13 protein-coding genes are annotated in these 16,087 nt (G+C 65.0%); 8 read left to right on the forward strand and 5 right to left on the reverse strand.

Annotation, left to right across the window (positions count from 1 at the left end):
* Nucleotides 1-58 precede the first annotated feature (58 nt).
* Both mutL and miaA read left to right on the forward strand, forming a co-directional pair.
* Nucleotides 59-1,993 (forward strand): DNA mismatch repair endonuclease MutL, encoded by a 1,935-nt coding sequence (gene mutL / locus AWB68_RS06930; RefSeq protein WP_087643643.1) that lies wholly within the window; start codon nucleotides 59-61, stop codon nucleotides 1,991-1,993.
* Entirely contained in the window at nucleotides 1,990-2,949 is a 960-nt protein-coding gene (gene miaA, locus AWB68_RS06935; RefSeq protein WP_087643605.1) for a tRNA (adenosine(37)-N6)-dimethylallyltransferase MiaA, read from the forward strand. Before mutL ends, miaA begins: the two co-directional genes overlap by 4 nt.
* Before the next feature lie 49 nt (nucleotides 2,950-2,998).
* On the opposite strand, the gene purM is transcribed toward miaA, so the two are convergent.
* Nucleotides 2,999-4,054, reverse strand: coding sequence for a phosphoribosylformylglycinamidine cyclo-ligase (gene purM, locus AWB68_RS06940; RefSeq protein WP_087643606.1), 1,056 nt, complete (start codon nucleotides 4,052-4,054; stop codon nucleotides 2,999-3,001).
* A gap of 199 nt (nucleotides 4,055-4,253) precedes the next feature.
* Here purM and hda point away from each other — a divergent pair, with 199 nt between their 5' ends.
* Genes hda through panB form a run of 6 tightly spaced genes read left to right on the forward strand, consistent with a single transcriptional unit; the run spans nucleotide 4,254 to nucleotide 9,584 of the window.
* The gene (gene hda / locus AWB68_RS06945; protein WP_374729558.1) at nucleotides 4,254-5,117 is read left to right on the forward strand and encodes a DnaA regulatory inactivator Hda; all 864 of its coding nucleotides are present in this window, start codon (nucleotides 4,254-4,256) and stop codon (nucleotides 5,115-5,117) included.
* 11 nt (nucleotides 5,118-5,128) lie between these two features.
* Nucleotides 5,129-5,812, forward strand: coding sequence for a histidinol-phosphatase (locus AWB68_RS06950; protein WP_087643608.1), 684 nt, complete (start codon nucleotides 5,129-5,131; stop codon nucleotides 5,810-5,812).
* The gene (gene pcnB, locus AWB68_RS06955) at nucleotides 5,809-7,422 is read left to right on the forward strand and encodes a polynucleotide adenylyltransferase PcnB (RefSeq protein WP_235028240.1); all 1,614 of its coding nucleotides are present in this window, start codon (nucleotides 5,809-5,811) and stop codon (nucleotides 7,420-7,422) included. Before AWB68_RS06950 ends, pcnB begins: the two co-directional genes overlap by 4 nt.
* A gap of 58 nt (nucleotides 7,423-7,480) precedes the next feature.
* Entirely contained in the window at nucleotides 7,481-8,041 is a 561-nt protein-coding gene (folK, locus tag AWB68_RS06960) for a 2-amino-4-hydroxy-6-hydroxymethyldihydropteridine diphosphokinase (protein ID WP_087643609.1), read from the forward strand.
* Entirely contained in the window at nucleotides 8,038-8,721 is a 684-nt protein-coding gene (locus tag AWB68_RS06965) for a deoxynucleoside kinase (protein ID WP_087643610.1), read from the forward strand. Before folK ends, AWB68_RS06965 begins: the two co-directional genes overlap by 4 nt.
* Nucleotides 8,722-8,768: 47 nt before the next feature.
* Nucleotides 8,769-9,584: a 3-methyl-2-oxobutanoate hydroxymethyltransferase gene (gene panB / locus AWB68_RS06970; protein ID WP_087643611.1), complete on the forward strand. Its 816-nt coding sequence runs from the start codon at nucleotides 8,769-8,771 to the stop codon at nucleotides 9,582-9,584.
* A gap of 43 nt (nucleotides 9,585-9,627) precedes the next feature.
* On the opposite strand, the gene pabB is transcribed toward panB, so the two are convergent.
* From pabB to grpE, 4 genes are all read right to left on the reverse strand, one after another.
* Nucleotides 9,628-11,421, reverse strand: a complete 1,794-nt coding sequence (gene pabB, locus AWB68_RS06975) for an aminodeoxychorismate synthase component I (RefSeq protein WP_087643612.1) — start codon at nucleotides 11,419-11,421, stop codon at nucleotides 9,628-9,630.
* Nucleotides 11,422-11,448: 27 nt separating this feature from the next.
* Nucleotides 11,449-12,582, reverse strand: a complete 1,134-nt coding sequence (gene dnaJ / locus AWB68_RS06980; protein WP_087643613.1) for a molecular chaperone DnaJ — start codon at nucleotides 12,580-12,582, stop codon at nucleotides 11,449-11,451.
* A 280-nt stretch (nucleotides 12,583-12,862) separates the two neighbouring features.
* The gene (gene dnaK / locus AWB68_RS06985; RefSeq protein ID WP_087643614.1) at nucleotides 12,863-14,821 is read right to left on the reverse strand and encodes a molecular chaperone DnaK; all 1,959 of its coding nucleotides are present in this window, start codon (nucleotides 14,819-14,821) and stop codon (nucleotides 12,863-12,865) included.
* 291 nt (nucleotides 14,822-15,112) lie between these two features.
* Nucleotides 15,113-15,730 (reverse strand): nucleotide exchange factor GrpE, encoded by a 618-nt coding sequence (grpE, locus tag AWB68_RS06990; protein WP_087643615.1) that lies wholly within the window; start codon nucleotides 15,728-15,730, stop codon nucleotides 15,113-15,115.
* Nucleotides 15,731-16,087 lie beyond the last annotated feature (357 nt).

Consider the following 16,087-nt stretch of genomic DNA (forward strand, 5'->3'; position numbering starts at 1 on the left):
GGCGACACCCTTGAATCGATCGGCCGGGCCGACGGACACGAATCGCTATAATTTCGTCATGCCCGATCCCACCGAAACTCCCGCTGTCGATACGACCTCCGGCGCCGCGCGCCGTTCGCGCGCGATTGCCCCGCTCCCCGACCAGTTGATCAGTCAGATCGCGGCGGGCGAAGTGGTGGAACGCCCGGCGTCCGTCGTGAAGGAACTGCTCGAGAACGCGCTCGACGCCGGCGCGACGAACCTGCGCATCACGCTCGACGAGGGCGGCGTGAAACGCATCGTGATCGCCGACGACGGCTGCGGCATCGCGCCGGCCGAACTGCCGCTCGCGCTCCTGCGCCACGCCACCAGCAAGATCCGCTCGCTCGCCGAACTCGAAGCGGTCGCCACGCTCGGGTTTCGCGGCGAGGCGCTGGCGTCGATTGCGTCGGTGGCCGAGATGTTCATCACGAGCCGCACGAGCGAATGCGCGCACGCGACGCGCATCGACGCCCAGACGGGCGCGCTTGCGCCGGCAGCGGGCACGGTCGGCACGACGATGGAAGTGCGCGAGTTGTACTTCAACACGCCCGCGCGCCGCAAATTCCTGAAGAGCGAGCAGACCGAACTCGGCCATTGCCTCGACGTGATCCGTCGGGTCGCACTCGCGCGGCCGGACGTCGCGATTTCGGTGCTGCATAACGGCAAGGCCGTCGAACACTGGAACACGAGCGATCCGCGCACGCGGGTCGCGAAGATTCTCGGCGAAGTGTTCGACACGGCGCACCTGCCGCTCGACGAGCGCGCCGGCCCGCTTGCCGTGTACGGCTGCGCGGGCCTGCCGACCGCGAGCCGCGGCCGCGCCGACCAGCAATATTTCTTCGTGAACGGGCGCTTCGTGCGCGACAAGCTGCTCACGCACGCGGTGCGCGCGGCGTACGAGGACGTGCTGCACGGCAACCGGTATCCGTCGTATGTGCTGTTTCTCGACTTGCCGCCCGAAGCGGTCGATGTGAACGTGCATCCGTCGAAGATCGAGGTGCGGTTCCGCGATTCGCGCTCGATTCACCAGTTCGTCTTTCATGCCGTGCAGCGGGCGCTGGCGCGCAATGCGGGCGCTTCGCCCGAGACCACGGCGGGCGGGCATGCCGCGCAGTTGCAGCCGATTGCGTCGACGGGAGCGGCTTCGTTCAGCGCGAAGCCGCTGGCGGGCGCGGGCATCTTCGGCGGCGATCGCGCGAAAAGCGAAAGCGGCACGAGCGGCACGTCCTGGCTGCGCCAATCGCGCATGACGCAGGGCACGTTGCCGGTCGCGCAGCCTCTCGCGCTCTACGACGCGCTGTTCGGACGCAAGGACGCGCCAGCCGCTCCCCCGGCCTGGGCGACGGACAGCGCGCCTTCCGCCGCGCTTCACGATCACGCCGCCGACGCACAGCCGCTCGGCTTCGCCCTCGGGCAGGTTCACGGCATCTACGTGCTCGCACAGAATGCGCAAGGGCTCGTGATCGTCGACATGCACGCCGCGCACGAGCGCATCCTCTACGAGCAGTTCAAGAACGCGCTCGCCGATCGGGCGATCGCCGTGCAGCCGCTGCTGATTCCCGTATCGATGACGGCGGAGCCGGTGGAGATCGGCGTCGTCGAGGAAGAACGCGCGACGCTCGATGCACTCGGCTTCGATCTCGCGGTGCTGTCGCCGACTTCGATTGCGATTCGCGCCGTGCCCGCGCTCCTCAAGGATGCCGACCTGCAATCGCTCGCGCGGGCGGTCCTTGCGGATCTGCAGGCGTATGGCGGCTCGCGCGTGCTGACCGAACGCCAGCACGAACTGCTCGGCACGCTCGCCTGCCATCACGCGGTGCGCGCGAACCGGCGCCTGACGCTCGACGAAATGAATGCGCTCCTGCGCCAGATGGAAACCACCGAACGCGCCGACCAATGCAATCACGGCCGGCCGACGTGGTATCAACTGACGCTCGGCGACCTCGACCGACTCTTCATGCGCGGGCAATGAGCGCGGACCATCGCGAGCGTCGGGCACGCCCGGTTGCGTGTCTGCTCGGCCCGACGGCATCCGGCAAGACCGCCGCCGCGCTCGCTTTCGCCGCGCGGCGGCCGGTGGAAATCGTGAGCGTCGATTCGGCGCTCGTGTATCGCGAGATGGATATCGGCACCGCCAAGCCGACCGCCGCCGAACGCGCGGCGGCGCCGCATCATCTGATCGACATCATCGATCCCGCCGAAACGTATTCCGCCGCCGAGTTTCGTACGGATGGGTGGCGTCTGGTCGCTGAAATCGAGGCGCGCGGGAATGTGCCGCTGCTGGTCGGCGGCACGATGCTGTATTTCAAGGCGCTCACGCAGGGTCTGAACGACCTGCCCGCCGCCGATCAGGCAATGCGCGCTTCGCTCGATGCCGATGCCGCCCGCGACGGCTGGCCCGCGCTGCACGCGCGCCTCGCGTCGATCGATCCGCAGACCGCCGCGCGCCTCGCTCCGAACGACTCGCAGCGCATCCAGCGTGCGCTCGAAGTATTCATGGTGACCGGGCAGCCCATGTCCGCGCTGCTCGCGGCGCCGCGTGTGCAGGAAGCATCGGCGCCGTACCGCTTCGTGCCAATCGCGCTGGAGCCATCCGACCGGAGCGTGCTGCATGCGCGCATCGCCGCGCGTTTCGACGCGATGCTGGCGCACGGCTTGATCGACGAAGTGAAGCGCCTGCGTGCACGCGGCGATCTGAGTCTGGAGATGCCGTCGATGCGTTGCGTCGGCTATCGGCAGGCCTGGGAATATCTCGACGGCGCCACCGACTACGACACGATGCGCGACAAGGGCGTCTTCGCGACGCGCCAGTTGTGCAAGCGCCAACTAACGTGGCTGCGCGCGATGCCGGAGCGGATTGTGATCGACTGTTGCGCCGGCGACGCGACTCAACAGGCGCTCCGGGCAATCGACCGCGTGAGCCAATAAAAAACCGCTCACGTTGGAGCGGTTTTTTTATCGCGAGCAAAACAACGCCTCAGATCACCACCGTCTGCGCCTCGCCTTCCCGGCTCTCGCGCACCACACCGATCGTCCAGACCTGCTCGCCGGCCGCCGACAGCAGCCCCGTCGCCGTCTCGACATCGTCAGCCGCAACGATCACCGCCATCCCGATCCCGCAGTTGAACACGCGATGCATCTCCGCATCCGCGACGCCGCCGTGCTTCTGCAGCCACGCAAAGAGCGGCGGCAACGGCCACGCGCGATGGTCGAGTTCAGCCGTCAGCCCTGCGCGCAGCACGCGCGGAATGTTCTCGACCAGACCGCCGCCCGTGATGTGCGCCATGCCCTTCACGGCCACGCTCTGCATCAGCGACAACAGCGGTTTCACGTAGATATGCGTCGGCGCCATCAGCGCGTCGGCGAGCGGGCGGCCATCGAAATCGGCGTTCAGGTCAGGCTTCGCCCGCTCGATGATCTTGCGCACGAGCGAAAAGCCGTTCGAATGGATGCCGCTCGAAGCCAGCCCGAGCACCACGTCGCCCGGCTTGATCGTGCTGCCGTCGATGATCTTGCTCTTTTCCACCGCGCCGACCGCGAAGCCCGCCAGGTCGTACTCGCCGTCCGGATACATGCCCGGCATTTCCGCCGTTTCGCCGCCGATCAGCGCACAGCCCGACAGCTCGCAGCCTTCCGCGATGCCCTTCACGACAGTAGCCGCCGTATCGACGTCCAGCTTGCCGCACGCGAAATAATCGAGGAAGAAGAGCGGCTCGGCGCCTTGCACGAGGATATCGTTGACGCTCATCGCGACGAGATCCTGTCCGACCGTGTCATGCTTGTTCAACTGGAACGCGAGGCGCAGCTTCGTGCCGACGCCATCCGTGCCCGACACCAGCACCGGTTCCTTGTAGCGCTTCGGCACTTCGAACAGCGCGCCGAACCCGCCGATGCCGCCCAGCACGCCGTCGCGCATCGTTTTCTTCGCAAACGGCTTGATCCGGTCGACGAGGGCGTCGCCGGCATCGATGTCCACGCCCGCGTCGCGGTATGACAATCCCTGGGCGTCAGGGGCGGTTTTCGGCTGATTCATGGGGGATGAGCGAGAAGGTCGGTAAAATAGGATTTTACCCGATGACAGCCGTCCGGCTCGAATTCACGCGTTCCCGCGCGGCCTCGCCCAGACCTTTTCAGGATCCGGGTGAAACGAGCGGAACGCCGTGCGCCCAGCGCGAACCGTACCGCGGCACGACCCGCACCATGCTTTTCAAGATACGTCCCGACGGAACCGACTGCCCGTGCAACGCCAACTGACGCTCGACCTCGGCACGCCCCCGCCTGCCACCTTCGACAATTTCTTCGCCGCCAGCAACCACGAACTCGTGACGCGGCTGCGCGAGCTGGAAGGCGCGCTCGCGGCCGGACCGGTCGCGGACCGCACGTTCTACGTCTGGGGCGAACCGGGCAGCGGCCGCAGCCACCTGTTGCAGGCGCTCGTCCACGAAGCGACGGGCCGCGCGCGCTTTCTGAGCCCGCAAAGCGCGCTGACCGCGTTCGGCTTCGACCCGCGCGTGACGCTCTACGCGATCGACGATTGCGACGACCTGTCGGGCGCGCAGCAAATCGCGCTGTTCAACCTCTTCAACGAAGTGCGCGCCCATCCGACGAGCGCGCTCGTCGCCACCGGCAGCGCGGCGCCGATGGGTTTATCGGTGCGCGAGGACTTGCGCACGCGGCTCGGCTGGGGACTGGTGTTCCATCTCACCGCGCTCACCGACGAAGGCAAGGCGTCGGTGCTGAAACACGCGGCGCGCGAGCGCGGCATCGCGCTTGCCGATGACCTGCCCAACTACCTGCTCACGCATTTCCGCCGCGACATGCCGAGCCTGATGGCACTCCTCGACGAACTCGACCGCTTTTCGCTCGAACAAAAACGCGCGGTCACGCTGACGTTATTGCGCGACATGACGAGAACAGGGCCCGCGCCTGCCAGCGCGGGCCGCATCACCGGCGATGAAGAACCGCCGCCCGTGCCCGACGCGCCGGACACCCCGCACGATGAACCAACCGACCTGTTCGGCGACCCGCTGAGCATCGAATCCGTCTCGGCGTCGCCGGAGATGGGCTCGCCCCGCGCTTCAACCCGCTTCAAGTAAAATGCGCTCCCATGAACCTCGCCCTTTTTGATCTCGATCACACGCTCATCCCGACTGACAGCGACCACGAATGGGGTCGCTTCATGGTGAAGCTCGGCATCGTCGACGCGGAGAATTTCGCGCGTCAGAACGATGCGTTCTACGCCGACTACAAGGCGGGCGTGCTCGACATCGACGCGTACCTGCACGCGATGCTCAAGCCGCTCGCGAAGTACTCTCGCGACCAGCTCGCCGACTGGCACGCGCAGTTCATGCGCGAAGTGATCAACCCGCGCATCGTGCCGGCCGCCGTCACGCTCGTGCGCGAGCATCAGGACGAAGGCGATTTGTGCTGCCTCGTCACCGCGACCAACGCGTTCATCACGGCGCCGATCGCCGAGGCGTTCGGCATCGAGACGCTGATCGCCTGCGAAGTCGAAACCGTCGACAATCACCCGCAAGGCGCGTTCACCGGCCGGCCGACCGGCACGCCGAGCTATCGCGAGGGCAAGATCGTGCGCGTCGAGGCGTGGCTCGCGTCGATGGGCAAGCAACTCTCCGACTTCAAACACAGCTATTTCTACAGCGACTCCCACAACGACATTCCGCTGCTGGAAAAAGTCACCGACCCGATCGCGACCAACCCCGACGACGCCCTGCGCGCCCACGCGCAAGCCAAAGGCTGGCGCATCCTGGACCTCTTCAATACACAGTGATCAAAAAACTCATCCGCAAGCTGTTCGGGCAGGATAGCGCCGACGCCACCGAAAGCGCATCGGCCGACGCCGCTTCGGCTTCCAGCGAAGCCGCCACCAAAGCCGCCGCCCGCAAGGTCACGCGCAAGAAAATCGCGCTCCCGGTCAAGCGCGACCCCAACGTCCCGGTCATTCTCTCGTCCGATATTCACGGCATCGATCCGTCGCTGATCTCGAAGAACGCGATCCGCGTGACCGATGGGCTTCAGGAAGCCGGGCATCGCGCGTTCATCGTCGGCGGCGCCGTGCGCGACCTGCTGCTCGGCGTGGCGCCCAAGGATTTCGACGTCGCGACCGACGCCACGCCCGACCAGGTGCAGAAGCTCTTTCGCCGCGCGCGCATCATCGGGCGGCGCTTCCAGATCGTGCATGTGCAGTTCGGCCAGGACATCATCGAGACGTCGACCTTCCGCGCACTCGTCGACGTTCCCGCCGACGCGCCGCCCGCCGAGCCGCCGCGCCGCCTGAAGCGCGGCGAGCTGGACGCGCGCACGCATGCCGTCGATGCAAGCGGCCGCGTGCTGCGCGACAACGTCTGGGGCGAGCAGCACGAAGACGCCACGCGACGCGACTTCACGATCAACGCGATGTACTACGATCCGGCGACGCAAACCGTGCTGGACTATCACGACGGCATGGCCGATATGCGCGCGCGCCTGTTGCGCATGATCGGCGACCCGGCAACGCGCTATCGCGAAGACCCGGTGCGGATGCTGCGCGTCGTGCGTTTCGCGGCGAAGCTCGGCTTCGAGATCGAGGAATCGACGCGCGCGCCGATCAAGGAACTCGCCGACCTGATGAACAACGTGCCGGCCGCGCGTCTCTTCGACGAGATGCTGAAGCTGCTGCTTTCGGGACACGCGCTCGCGTGTCTTACGCGCTTGCGTCAGGAAGGTTTGCACCACGGCGTGCTGCCCCTGCTCGATGTCGTGCTGGAGCAGCCGCACGGCGAAAAATTCGTGACGCTTGCGCTCACCAACACCGACGAGCGCGTGCGCGCCGGCAAGCCTGTTTCACCGGGCTTTCTCTTCGCGACGCTCCTGTGGCACGACATGCAGACGCGCTGGCAGCAGTTCACGACCGCGGGCGAATACCCGGTGCCCGCGCTGCATCGCGCGATGGACGACGTGCTCGACATGCAGACCGAGAAGCTCGCGATCCACAAGCGTTTCTCGTCGGACATGCGCGAGATCTGGGGTCTGCAGCATCGGCTGGAAAAACGCTCGGGCAGAAGCGCGCTGAAGCTGCTGGAACACCAAAGGTTTAGAGCGGGTTATGATTTCCTCCTGTTGCGTTGCGAATCCGGCGAACTCGATGTATCGGTCGGACAGTGGTGGACCGATTTCATCGATGGCGACCCCGCCACGCGCGAAGCGCTGCTCTCTGACGGCGGGAAGGACCGGGCGCCCAAGAAGCGGCGCCGGCGTAGCAGCAACGCGAAGAGCCGCAGGACGGATGGGGTGACGGAGGGCGGCGTGAACGCCGCGGAACGTGAAGGCGGCGACCCGGTCGCGACGCGCGATCCACGCGACGAACGCGTGAGAGGCGACGCCGGCCAGCACGACGATTGAAGCACCCGGAACATTACAGTCACGCTAGCCGCTGAACGACAGTCGTAGGACTTATGCCATGTCGGTAGCTTATCTGGGCCTCGGCGCGAATCTCGGCGATGCGCGTCAGACCCTGAAAGACGCAGTCGTGTGTCTTGCCCAGCAACGCACGATCACCGTGCTCGCGAAATCGAGCCTCTATCGCACCGCGCCGGTCGACGCCGGTGGCGACGACTATTTCAACTGCGTCGTGAAGATCGAGACATCGCTGCCCGCGCGGCAACTGCTGCGGCTCTGTCATACCGTCGAGGAGCAGTTCGGGCGCGAGCGGCCGTATCGCAACGCGCCGCGCACGCTCGATCTCGACATCCTGCTTTACGGCGATTCCAGCATCGATGAAGCCGATCTCATCGTGCCGCATCCGCGTCTCACCGAGCGCGCGTTCGTGCTGGTGCCGCTCGTCGAACTCGATGGCGAACTGATCATTCCGCAACGCGGCCGCGCCGATGCGTTCCTGGGCGCGGTGCGCGACCAGCGCATCGAGAAGGTCGCGACCTGCCAGTGTCCGATGCTCGCGGCGCAACGCGAGGACGAGTCCAGCGCTCCACCCACCGCTTCCAACAAACCCCTCTGCCGATGAGCGCTGCTCCGCCCCTTACCGTCACCGCGCCGCAATTGCGCCCGCCGCATCGCTATATTGCGATCGAGGGTCCGATTGGCGTCGGCAAGACGACGCTCGCCATGCTGCTCGCCGAGCGCTGGTCGATGCGCACGCTGTTCGAACGCCCGCAGGACAATCCGTTTCTCGAACGCTTCTATCGCGACACCACGCGCTACGCGTTGCAGACGCAACTCAGCTTCGCGTTGCAGCGGGTCCAGCAGACGCGCGAAGTCGCCGATGCGACCTCGCGCCACGCGCCGCTCATCGCCGATTTCATCACGCAGAAGAGCGAACTGTTCGCGCGTCTCACGCTGCCCGACGACGAGTTCGCGTTGTATCGCGAGATCGCGTCGCGCATCGATACGAGCGCGCCGGCGCCGGATCTCGTCGTGTATCTTCAGGCGAGCCCCGAAGTGCTGTTCGCGCGCATCCAGAAGCGCGCGCTGCCGATGGAGTTGCAGATTTCCGACGCATACCTGCGCGCGCTGTGCGACGCGTACAACGACTTTTTCTATCACTACGACGCAACGCCGCTTCTCACGGTGAATGCCGAGCATCTGAACCCGCTCGATTCGCATGCGGACCTCGCGTTGCTCGTCGACCGTATCGAGTCGATGCGCGGGCGCAAGGAATTCTTTGTCAAAGGCACGTCGCTTTGAGCGTGGTCGAGCTCTGAAGCTGACGCGCCGCATCTTTCGGAAAGATCATGGCGTATTTGCAGGAAACCGGCCGCAACGCGATTACCGTCCCGAAGCTTCAGGCGATGCGCGAAGCAGGCGAGCGAATCGCAATGCTGACGTGCTACGACGCGAGCTTCTCGGCGCTGCTCGACCGCGCGGGCGTCGATGTGATGCTGATCGGCGATTCCCTCGGCAACGTGTTGCAGGGACACAGCACGACGCTGCCCGTGACGCTTGCGGACATCGCCTATCACACGGCGTCGGTGGCACGCGGCAGCAAGGGCGCGCTGATCGTCGCCGACATGCCGTTCGGCACGCTCGGCTCGCGCGAGGACGCTTACGCGAACGCGGTGGAACTGATGCGCGCGGGCGCGCAGATGGTGAAGATGGAAGGCGGCGAATGGCTCGCCGATACGGTGCGCTTCCTGGTCGAGCGGTCGATTCCGGTGTGCGGGCACGTCGGGCTGACGCCGCAGTCGGTCCATGCGTTCGGCGGGTTCAAGGTGCAGGGCAAGACCGACGCGGCCGCATCGCAGATGCGCCGCGACGCGCTCGCGCTACAGGAAGCGGGCGCGCAACTGCTCGTGATCGAAGCGGTGCCGACGCTGCTCGCGCGCGAGGTGACCGAACAGGTCGTGATTCCGACAATCGGCATCGGCGCCGGGATCGACTGTTCGGGGCAGGTGCTGGTGCTGCATGACATGCTGGGGATTTTTCCCGGCAAGCGGCCGCGCTTCGTGAAGGATTTCATGAGCGGGCAGCCGAGTATTCTTGCCGCCGTCGAAGCTTATGTGCGCGCGGTCAAGGAGGGGACTTTTCCCGGGCCGGAGCATACGTTTTGAGGCTGCGCTTGAGCTTGAGCGCGGTAGGCGGTGTTGCTGTGCGCTAGGGCTTCGATAGCCTCAAACGCGCCTTCACCGCGCCGCGCAACGCGTTGCTGACGATCAACGCTTCGGCGCGTTCGAGTTCTTCCCGCGTCATCGTTCGTTCGACGGCGCTCAACTCTTCCATCAACACGGCGCGCATGACACCCGGCAGAACGCCGGCATCGATCGGCGGCGTCGACCAGCGGCCGTCTAGTTTTGCGAAGACCGTCGTCCGGCCGCCTTCCGTCAACTCACCGCGCTCGTTGAAGAACAGCATGTCGAAGGCGCCCAGCGCCTCCGCCTCGTGCCATGCGCGATCGTATTCGGCGCGACGCGTCGTCTTGTGACGCAGCAGCGGATCGCTCGACGATTGCGGCGCGAAGCCGTGATCGGGCGCAAGCAGGACATCGACTGAATCGGTGGCCAATGATGCGAGCGGCGCATGGGTCAACGTGATCCTGCCGCTCTTGTCGAGCGCGACTCGCAGACGATAAGGCTTGCCTGCGTCGAAGCTGCAGCAGCGGTCGTCGACCAGCGTCCCTAGGTGTTCCTCGTCGAACGCGAAGCCAAGATACCGCGCGCTGTGAGAAATGCGGGCGAGATGGCGGTCGTAATGTCGAACGCCGCCGTCGCGCGTCGCGTACATCGTTTCGAACAGTTCGAAGCCCGGATCGGCCCCGGTGAGAAACGACGCCTTCAGCAGACATTCCGCGTATTCGTCGGCGGCGACGCTATCGAGCACGATGCCCGCGCCGACGCCCATCGTGCCCCTGCCCTCGCCGACCACCAGCGTGCGAATCGCCACCGACAGGCAAAAATCCCCGCCGCGATCGAGCCAGCCGATCGCGCCCGTGTAAAGCCCGCGCGGCGTGCTTTCGATCTGGTCGATCAACTGCATCGTCTTGTATTTCGGCGCGCCGGTGATCGAGCCGCATGGAAAGAGCGCGCGCACGATGTCCGCAAACGCGATGCCGGGGCGAACGCGCGCCTCGACGGTCGACGTCATCTGCCACACGGACGCATACGGCTCGACGGAAAAAAGCGCGGGCACCTGCACGGTCCCGGTGGCAGCCACACGCGACATGTCATTGCGCAGCAAGTCGACGATCATCACGTTTTCGGCGCGATTCTTCGGATCGTCGTGGAGCGCCTGGGGATCGGTATCGCGCGGGGCGGTGCCTTTCATCGGCCGGGCGCGCAGCAGATCGCCGTTCTTCTCGATGAAAAGCTCCGGCGAACACGACACCACCACGCCGCCTTCAGGCAACGCGATCAATGCGCCGTATCGGACCGACTGGCGCTCTCGCAGGCGGCGATAAAGCGCCAAAGGCGTGCCAAGCACGTCGAACGTCAGCCGATAGGTGTAGTTGACCTGGTACGAGTCGCCCGCACGCAGCGCCTCGTGCACGGCGGCGATGGCCGCGTCGAACTCGTCGCGCGTGACGCTCGCCTCCACGCCCGCGATACCCGCCGCCGACGGCAGCGCCGCGCCTTCATCTTGCGACGCGAGCCACGCATCGGCTTCATCCCGCGAGAGGTGCGCGCATTCGCGGAACAACAAAAAGCGCAGCGCGGCATTGCCGAGCTGCGCCAACTGAAGATTGCGACCGAATTCGTAATCCGCGACGACGACCGCGTGCAGACCGCCGCGCACATCGCTTTCGACCTCGACACACACGGCGTCGAGCGCCGCGCCATCGGTCGCGGACCGCTCGTGCGCAAAGCCGGTGTAGAGGCGAGTCGACCGTCTTTCGGCGGTCGACTCGCAATCGTCGAGCAGCGCGTAAATCGCGCTGCGTGGATCGGACGTCATTGCATCGACCGGATCATCAATGAAGCATCAATCAAAGAAGCTCTTCACGCGATCGAACCAGCTCTTGCTTTGCGGACTGTGCCGCGAGCCGCCTTCGGTGAGCGATTTCTCGAACTGCTTGAGCAGGTCGCGCTGCGGGTCGGTGAGCTTGACCGGCGTTTCCACCTGCACGTGCACATAAAGATCGCCCGCGATGCTGGAACGCAAACCCTTGATGCCCTTGCCGCGCAACCGGAACGTCTTGCCCGACTGCGTGCCTTCCGGCACCGTGAAACTCGCGCGGCCGGCGAGCGTCGGCACTTCGATTTCGCCGCCAAGCGCCGCCGTGGTGAACTGGATCGGCATCTGGCAGTGGAGATCGTCGCCGTCACGCTCGAATACCGCGTGCTGCTTGATGTGAATCTCGACGTACAGATCGCCGCTCGGGCCGCCATTGATGCCCGGCTCGCCGTTGCCGGCGGAGCGAATGCGCATGCCGTCGTCGATGCCGGCCGGAATCTTCACTTCCAGCGTCTTCGTTTCCTTCACCTTGCCCGCGCCGTGGCAGTGCGCGCACGGTTCGGGAATGTAGCTGCCGCTGCCGTGACACTTCGGGCAGGTCTGCTGGATGCTGAAAAAGCCCTGCGACATGCGCACCGTGCCCTGGCCGTGACACGTCGGGCAGGTTTCCGGCTTGGTGCCGGGCTTCGCACCCGAACCTTTGCAGACGTCGCAATTCGCCCAGCTCGGCACGCGAATCTGCGTGTCGTAGCCGTGCGCAGCCTGCTCCAGCGTGATTTCCATGCTGTAGCGCAGATCGGCCCCGCGATAGACCTGCGGACCGCCGCGACCGCGTGCGCCACCGCCGGCATTCTGGCCGAAGATGTCGCCGAAGATGTCGCCGAACGCGTCGGCGAATCCGCCAAAGCCCTGCGCACCCGCGCCCGCCATGTTCGGATCGACGCCCGCATGGCCGTATTGATCGTAGGCCGCCCGCTTTTGCGAATCCGACAGCATTTCATAGGCTTCCTTCGCCTCCTTGAAATGCTCTTCCGCATTCTTGTTGTCCGGATTGCGGTCGGGGTGGAACTTCATCGCAAGCTTGCGATAAGACTTCTTGATCTCGTCGTCGCTTGCGTTCTTCGCGACGCCCAGAACCTCGTAGTAATCCCGTTTCGCCATATCGGTTCGATGCCGCCGCACGCGACGCGCGCCGGCTCCCTCTCGGATGCTTCGAGTCTCGCGACTCGTGTGTCACTTTCGACGCCCCGCTTCTCGACTCAATCAAAAGTCTGGAAGCCGCGCGCCCTCTAAAAAAACAACGTGCCCGGGAAGCCATCAGGCTTGCCAGGCGCGTCTTCAATACTGCTTCGTCTCGATCGGCCGGTATCGCGCATGCAACACTCCGCTGCGCGAAACCGGCTCCGGCCGTGGCGATGAATCGCTCGTGCGGTTCAACGACTCAGTCCTTCTTCACTTCCTTGAACTCCGCGTCGACCACATCGTCGTGCGGCTGGCTCGCGCCCGCCGACTCCGATGCGCCCGCACCGCCTGCCGCACCGGCGGCACCCGCCGCCGCGCCCTGCGCCGCCTGCATGTCGGCGTACATCTTCTCGCCGAGCTTCTGCGACGCGGTTGCCAGCGCCTCGATCTTCGCGTCGATCGCGGCCTTGTCGCTCGAACCGCTCTTCAGCGCGTCTTCGAGGTCCTTCAGCGCGGCCTCGATCTTTTCCTTCTCGGCAGCATCCACCTTGTCGCCATACTCGGCTACCGCTTTCTTCGTGCTGTGAACCAGCGCGTCGCCCTGGTTGCGCGAGTCGGCCAGTTCGCGAAGCTTGTGATCTTCCTCGGCGTTGGCTTCGGCGTCCTTCACCATCTTGTCGATCTCGGCGTCCGAGAGGCCCGAGTTCGCCTTGATCGTGATCTTGTTTTCCTTGCCGGTCGCCTTGTCCTTCGCGCCGACGTGCAGGATGCCGTTCGCGTCGATGTCGAAGGTCACTTCGATCTGCGGCGTGCCGCGCGGTGCCGGCGGAATGCCTTCCAGGTTGAACTCGCCCAGCAGCTTGTTGCCCGCCGCCATTTCGCGTTCGCCCTGGAACACCTTGATCGTCACCGCGCCCTGGTTGTCGTCGGCGGTGGAATAGACCTGCGCGTGCTTCGTCGGGATCGTCGTGTTCTTCGTGATCATCTTCGTCATCACGCCGCCGAGCGTTTCGATGCCGAGCGACAAAGGCGTCACGTCGAGCAGCAGCACGTCCTTGCGGTCGCCCGACAGAACCTGGCCCTGGATCGCGGCGCCCACGGCCACGGCTTCGTCCGGGTTCACGTCACGGCGCGGTTCCTTGCCGAAGAATTCCTTGACCTTCTCCTGCACCTTCGGCATGCGCGTCATTCCGCCGACCAGGATCACGTCGTCGATGTCGCCGACCTTCACGCCCGCATCCTTGATCGCGATGCGGCACGGTTCGATCGTGCGCTCGATCAGTTCTTCGACCAGCGCTTCGAGCTTCGCACGCGTAAATTTCAGGTTCAAGTGCTTCGGACCCGACGCGTCGGCCGTGATGTACGGCAGGTTGATGTCGGTCTGCGCGGTCGACGACAGTTCGATCTTCGCCTTTTCCGCCGCTTCCTTCAGGCGTTGCAGCGCGAGCACGTCCTTCGACAGATCGACGCCTTGTTCCTTTTTGAACTCGGCGATGATGTAGTCGATGATGCGCTGGTCGAAGTCTTCACCGCCGAGGAACGTGTCGCCGTTCGTCGAGAGCACTTCGAATTGCTTTTCGCCGTCGACGTCCGCGATTTCGATGATCGAGACGTCGAACGTGCCGCCGCCCAGGTCATACACCGCGATCTTGCGGTCGCCCTTCTCGGCCTTGTCGAGACCGAACGCGAGCGCGGCGGCCGTCGGCTCGTTGATGATGCGCTTGACTTCCAGGCCGGCGATGCGGCCCGCGTCCTTGGTTGCCTGACGCTGGCTGTCGTTGAAGTACGCGGGAACCGTGATCACCGCTTCCGTGACCGGCTCGCCGAGATAGTCTTCAGCGGTCTTCTTCATCTTGCGCAGCACTTCCGCCGAGATTTGCGGCGGCGCGAGCTTCTGGCCGTGCGCTTCGACCCAGGCGTCGCCGTTGTCGGCCTTGACGATCTTGTAGGGCATCAGGCCGATGTCCTTCTGCACTTCCTTCTCTTCAAAACGGCGTCCGATCAGGCGTTTGACCGCGTACAGCGTGTTCCTCGGGTTCGTGACCGACTGACGCTTGGCCGGCGCGCCGACCAGGATTTCGTTCTCGTCGACATACGCGATGATCGACGGCGTGGTGCGCGCGCCTTCCGAGTTCTCGATGACGCGAACCTGATTGCCTTCCATGATCGCCACGCACGAGTTGGTCGTGCCGAGGTCGATGCCGATGATTTTGCCCATTTTTATACTCTCCTGAACTTTGTTCGCAGCGGGGCCGGCCTGTCGAATCGTCGCTTCGCACCGCCGATTCGCCGGGCCGGACGCCCAGAATTCATACCTGTACGCAACATAAGTGCGTTTGCATCGTTTTCAAGACCCGTTTCGACCCGCGCCCCAGATAAAACGGACCGCCAGTTCGCCGTCCGCAGACAACGCCGTCTTGTCGAAATTTCGTGGCCGGCTTCCTGCATCCCGAAGACGGAAAACGCGCTGGCGTCGTCCGGGACGCTGGCCCTGTCGGTCAACGGCGCGTTACTTCGGCGCGGCGACGGTCACGAGCGCCGGACGCAGCACGCGATCGGCGATCACGTAGCCCTTTTGCAGCACGTTCACCACCGTATTGGCTTCCTGGTCGGCCGGCACCATCGAAATCGCCTGGTGACGATGCGGATCGAACTTCTCGCCGACCGGGTTCAGCGCGACGACGCGGCCCTTCTCGAGCGCGCCGGTCAACTGGCGCAGCGTCAGTTCGACGCCTTCGCGCACTTTGGCGAGATCGGTCGACGAATCGGCGAGCGCGGCTTCGAGGCTGTCGAGCACCGGCAGCAGGTTTTCGGCGAAGTTTTCGATCGCGAACTTGTGCGCCTTCGACACGTCTTCCTGAGCGCGGCGGCGAACGTTCTCCGTTTCGGCCTTGGCGCGCAGGAACTCCTCCTGGAGCGTCGCGGCCTTCGCCTGAGCTTCGGCCAGTTGCGCCAGGATTTCGTTCGCGTCGACGGCTTCCGGCGCGGCGGCGGGTTGTGCCGCCTGGGCCGCCTGGGCCGCGTCCGCCGCCGGCGCATTGCTGGTTTCCCTGGCGTCCGCGGGTTGGCGCGCTGCGTCGTCGGCGGGCGTGGGGTTCTTCGCTAAATTCTCTTGCGTGTTTTCCATGTCGCTCAATGTCGTGCTGTGGGTTGAATCGGATGCGAAACGCGGCAGATGCCGATGCTAACCGGCCTGCCCGCGTTGCAAAAATGCCACTGCGGGAAAGTCCACTGAGACGTCTGCCCGCACTGTCGGCTCATCTTGGGTTTGCGCGGACGTTTTCAAGACCCTGCCCGCGATATTTCCGACGTTTCGAACGTCGCCGAAACGCACCGTAACAGTGATTTTTGCGCCGCGATCAGATTCAGATTGAGCCGATCGCATTGGTCGCCTACACTACGTTCAAGCGTTCGTCGGCGCAGGTTAACCCTAACCCTACGAAAGCATTTCAATCCGCTCAGCCCTTGCCCGTTTCGCCCGTTC

Source organism: Caballeronia choica (assembly GCF_001544535.1).
GTDB lineage: Bacteria > Pseudomonadota > Gammaproteobacteria > Burkholderiales > Burkholderiaceae > Caballeronia > Caballeronia choica.

Excerpts from the sequence above, each read along its gene's own strand:
- mutL (WP_087643643.1), top strand. The coding sequence starts at position 59 with ATGCCCGATCCCACCGAAACTCCCGCTGTCGATACGACCTCCGGCGCC.
- miaA (WP_087643605.1), top strand. The coding sequence starts at position 1,990 with ATGAGCGCGGACCATCGCGAGCGTCGGGCACGCCCGGTTGCGTGTCTG.
- purM (WP_087643606.1), bottom strand. The coding sequence starts at position 4,054 with ATGAATCAGCCGAAAACCGCCCCTGACGCCCAGGGATTGTCATACCGC.
- AWB68_RS06950 (WP_087643608.1), top strand. The coding sequence starts at position 5,129 with ATGAACCTCGCCCTTTTTGATCTCGATCACACGCTCATCCCGACTGAC.
- folK (WP_087643609.1), top strand. The coding sequence starts at position 7,481 with ATGTCGGTAGCTTATCTGGGCCTCGGCGCGAATCTCGGCGATGCGCGT.
- AWB68_RS06965 (WP_087643610.1), top strand. The coding sequence starts at position 8,038 with ATGAGCGCTGCTCCGCCCCTTACCGTCACCGCGCCGCAATTGCGCCCG.
- panB (WP_087643611.1), top strand. The coding sequence starts at position 8,769 with ATGGCGTATTTGCAGGAAACCGGCCGCAACGCGATTACCGTCCCGAAG.
- pabB (WP_087643612.1), bottom strand. The coding sequence starts at position 11,421 with ATGACGTCCGATCCACGCAGCGCGATTTACGCGCTGCTCGACGATTGC.
- dnaJ (WP_087643613.1), bottom strand. The coding sequence starts at position 12,582 with ATGGCGAAACGGGATTACTACGAGGTTCTGGGCGTCGCGAAGAACGCA.
- dnaK (WP_087643614.1), bottom strand. The coding sequence starts at position 14,821 with ATGGGCAAAATCATCGGCATCGACCTCGGCACGACCAACTCGTGCGTG.
- grpE (WP_087643615.1), bottom strand. The coding sequence starts at position 15,730 with ATGGAAAACACGCAAGAGAATTTAGCGAAGAACCCCACGCCCGCCGAC.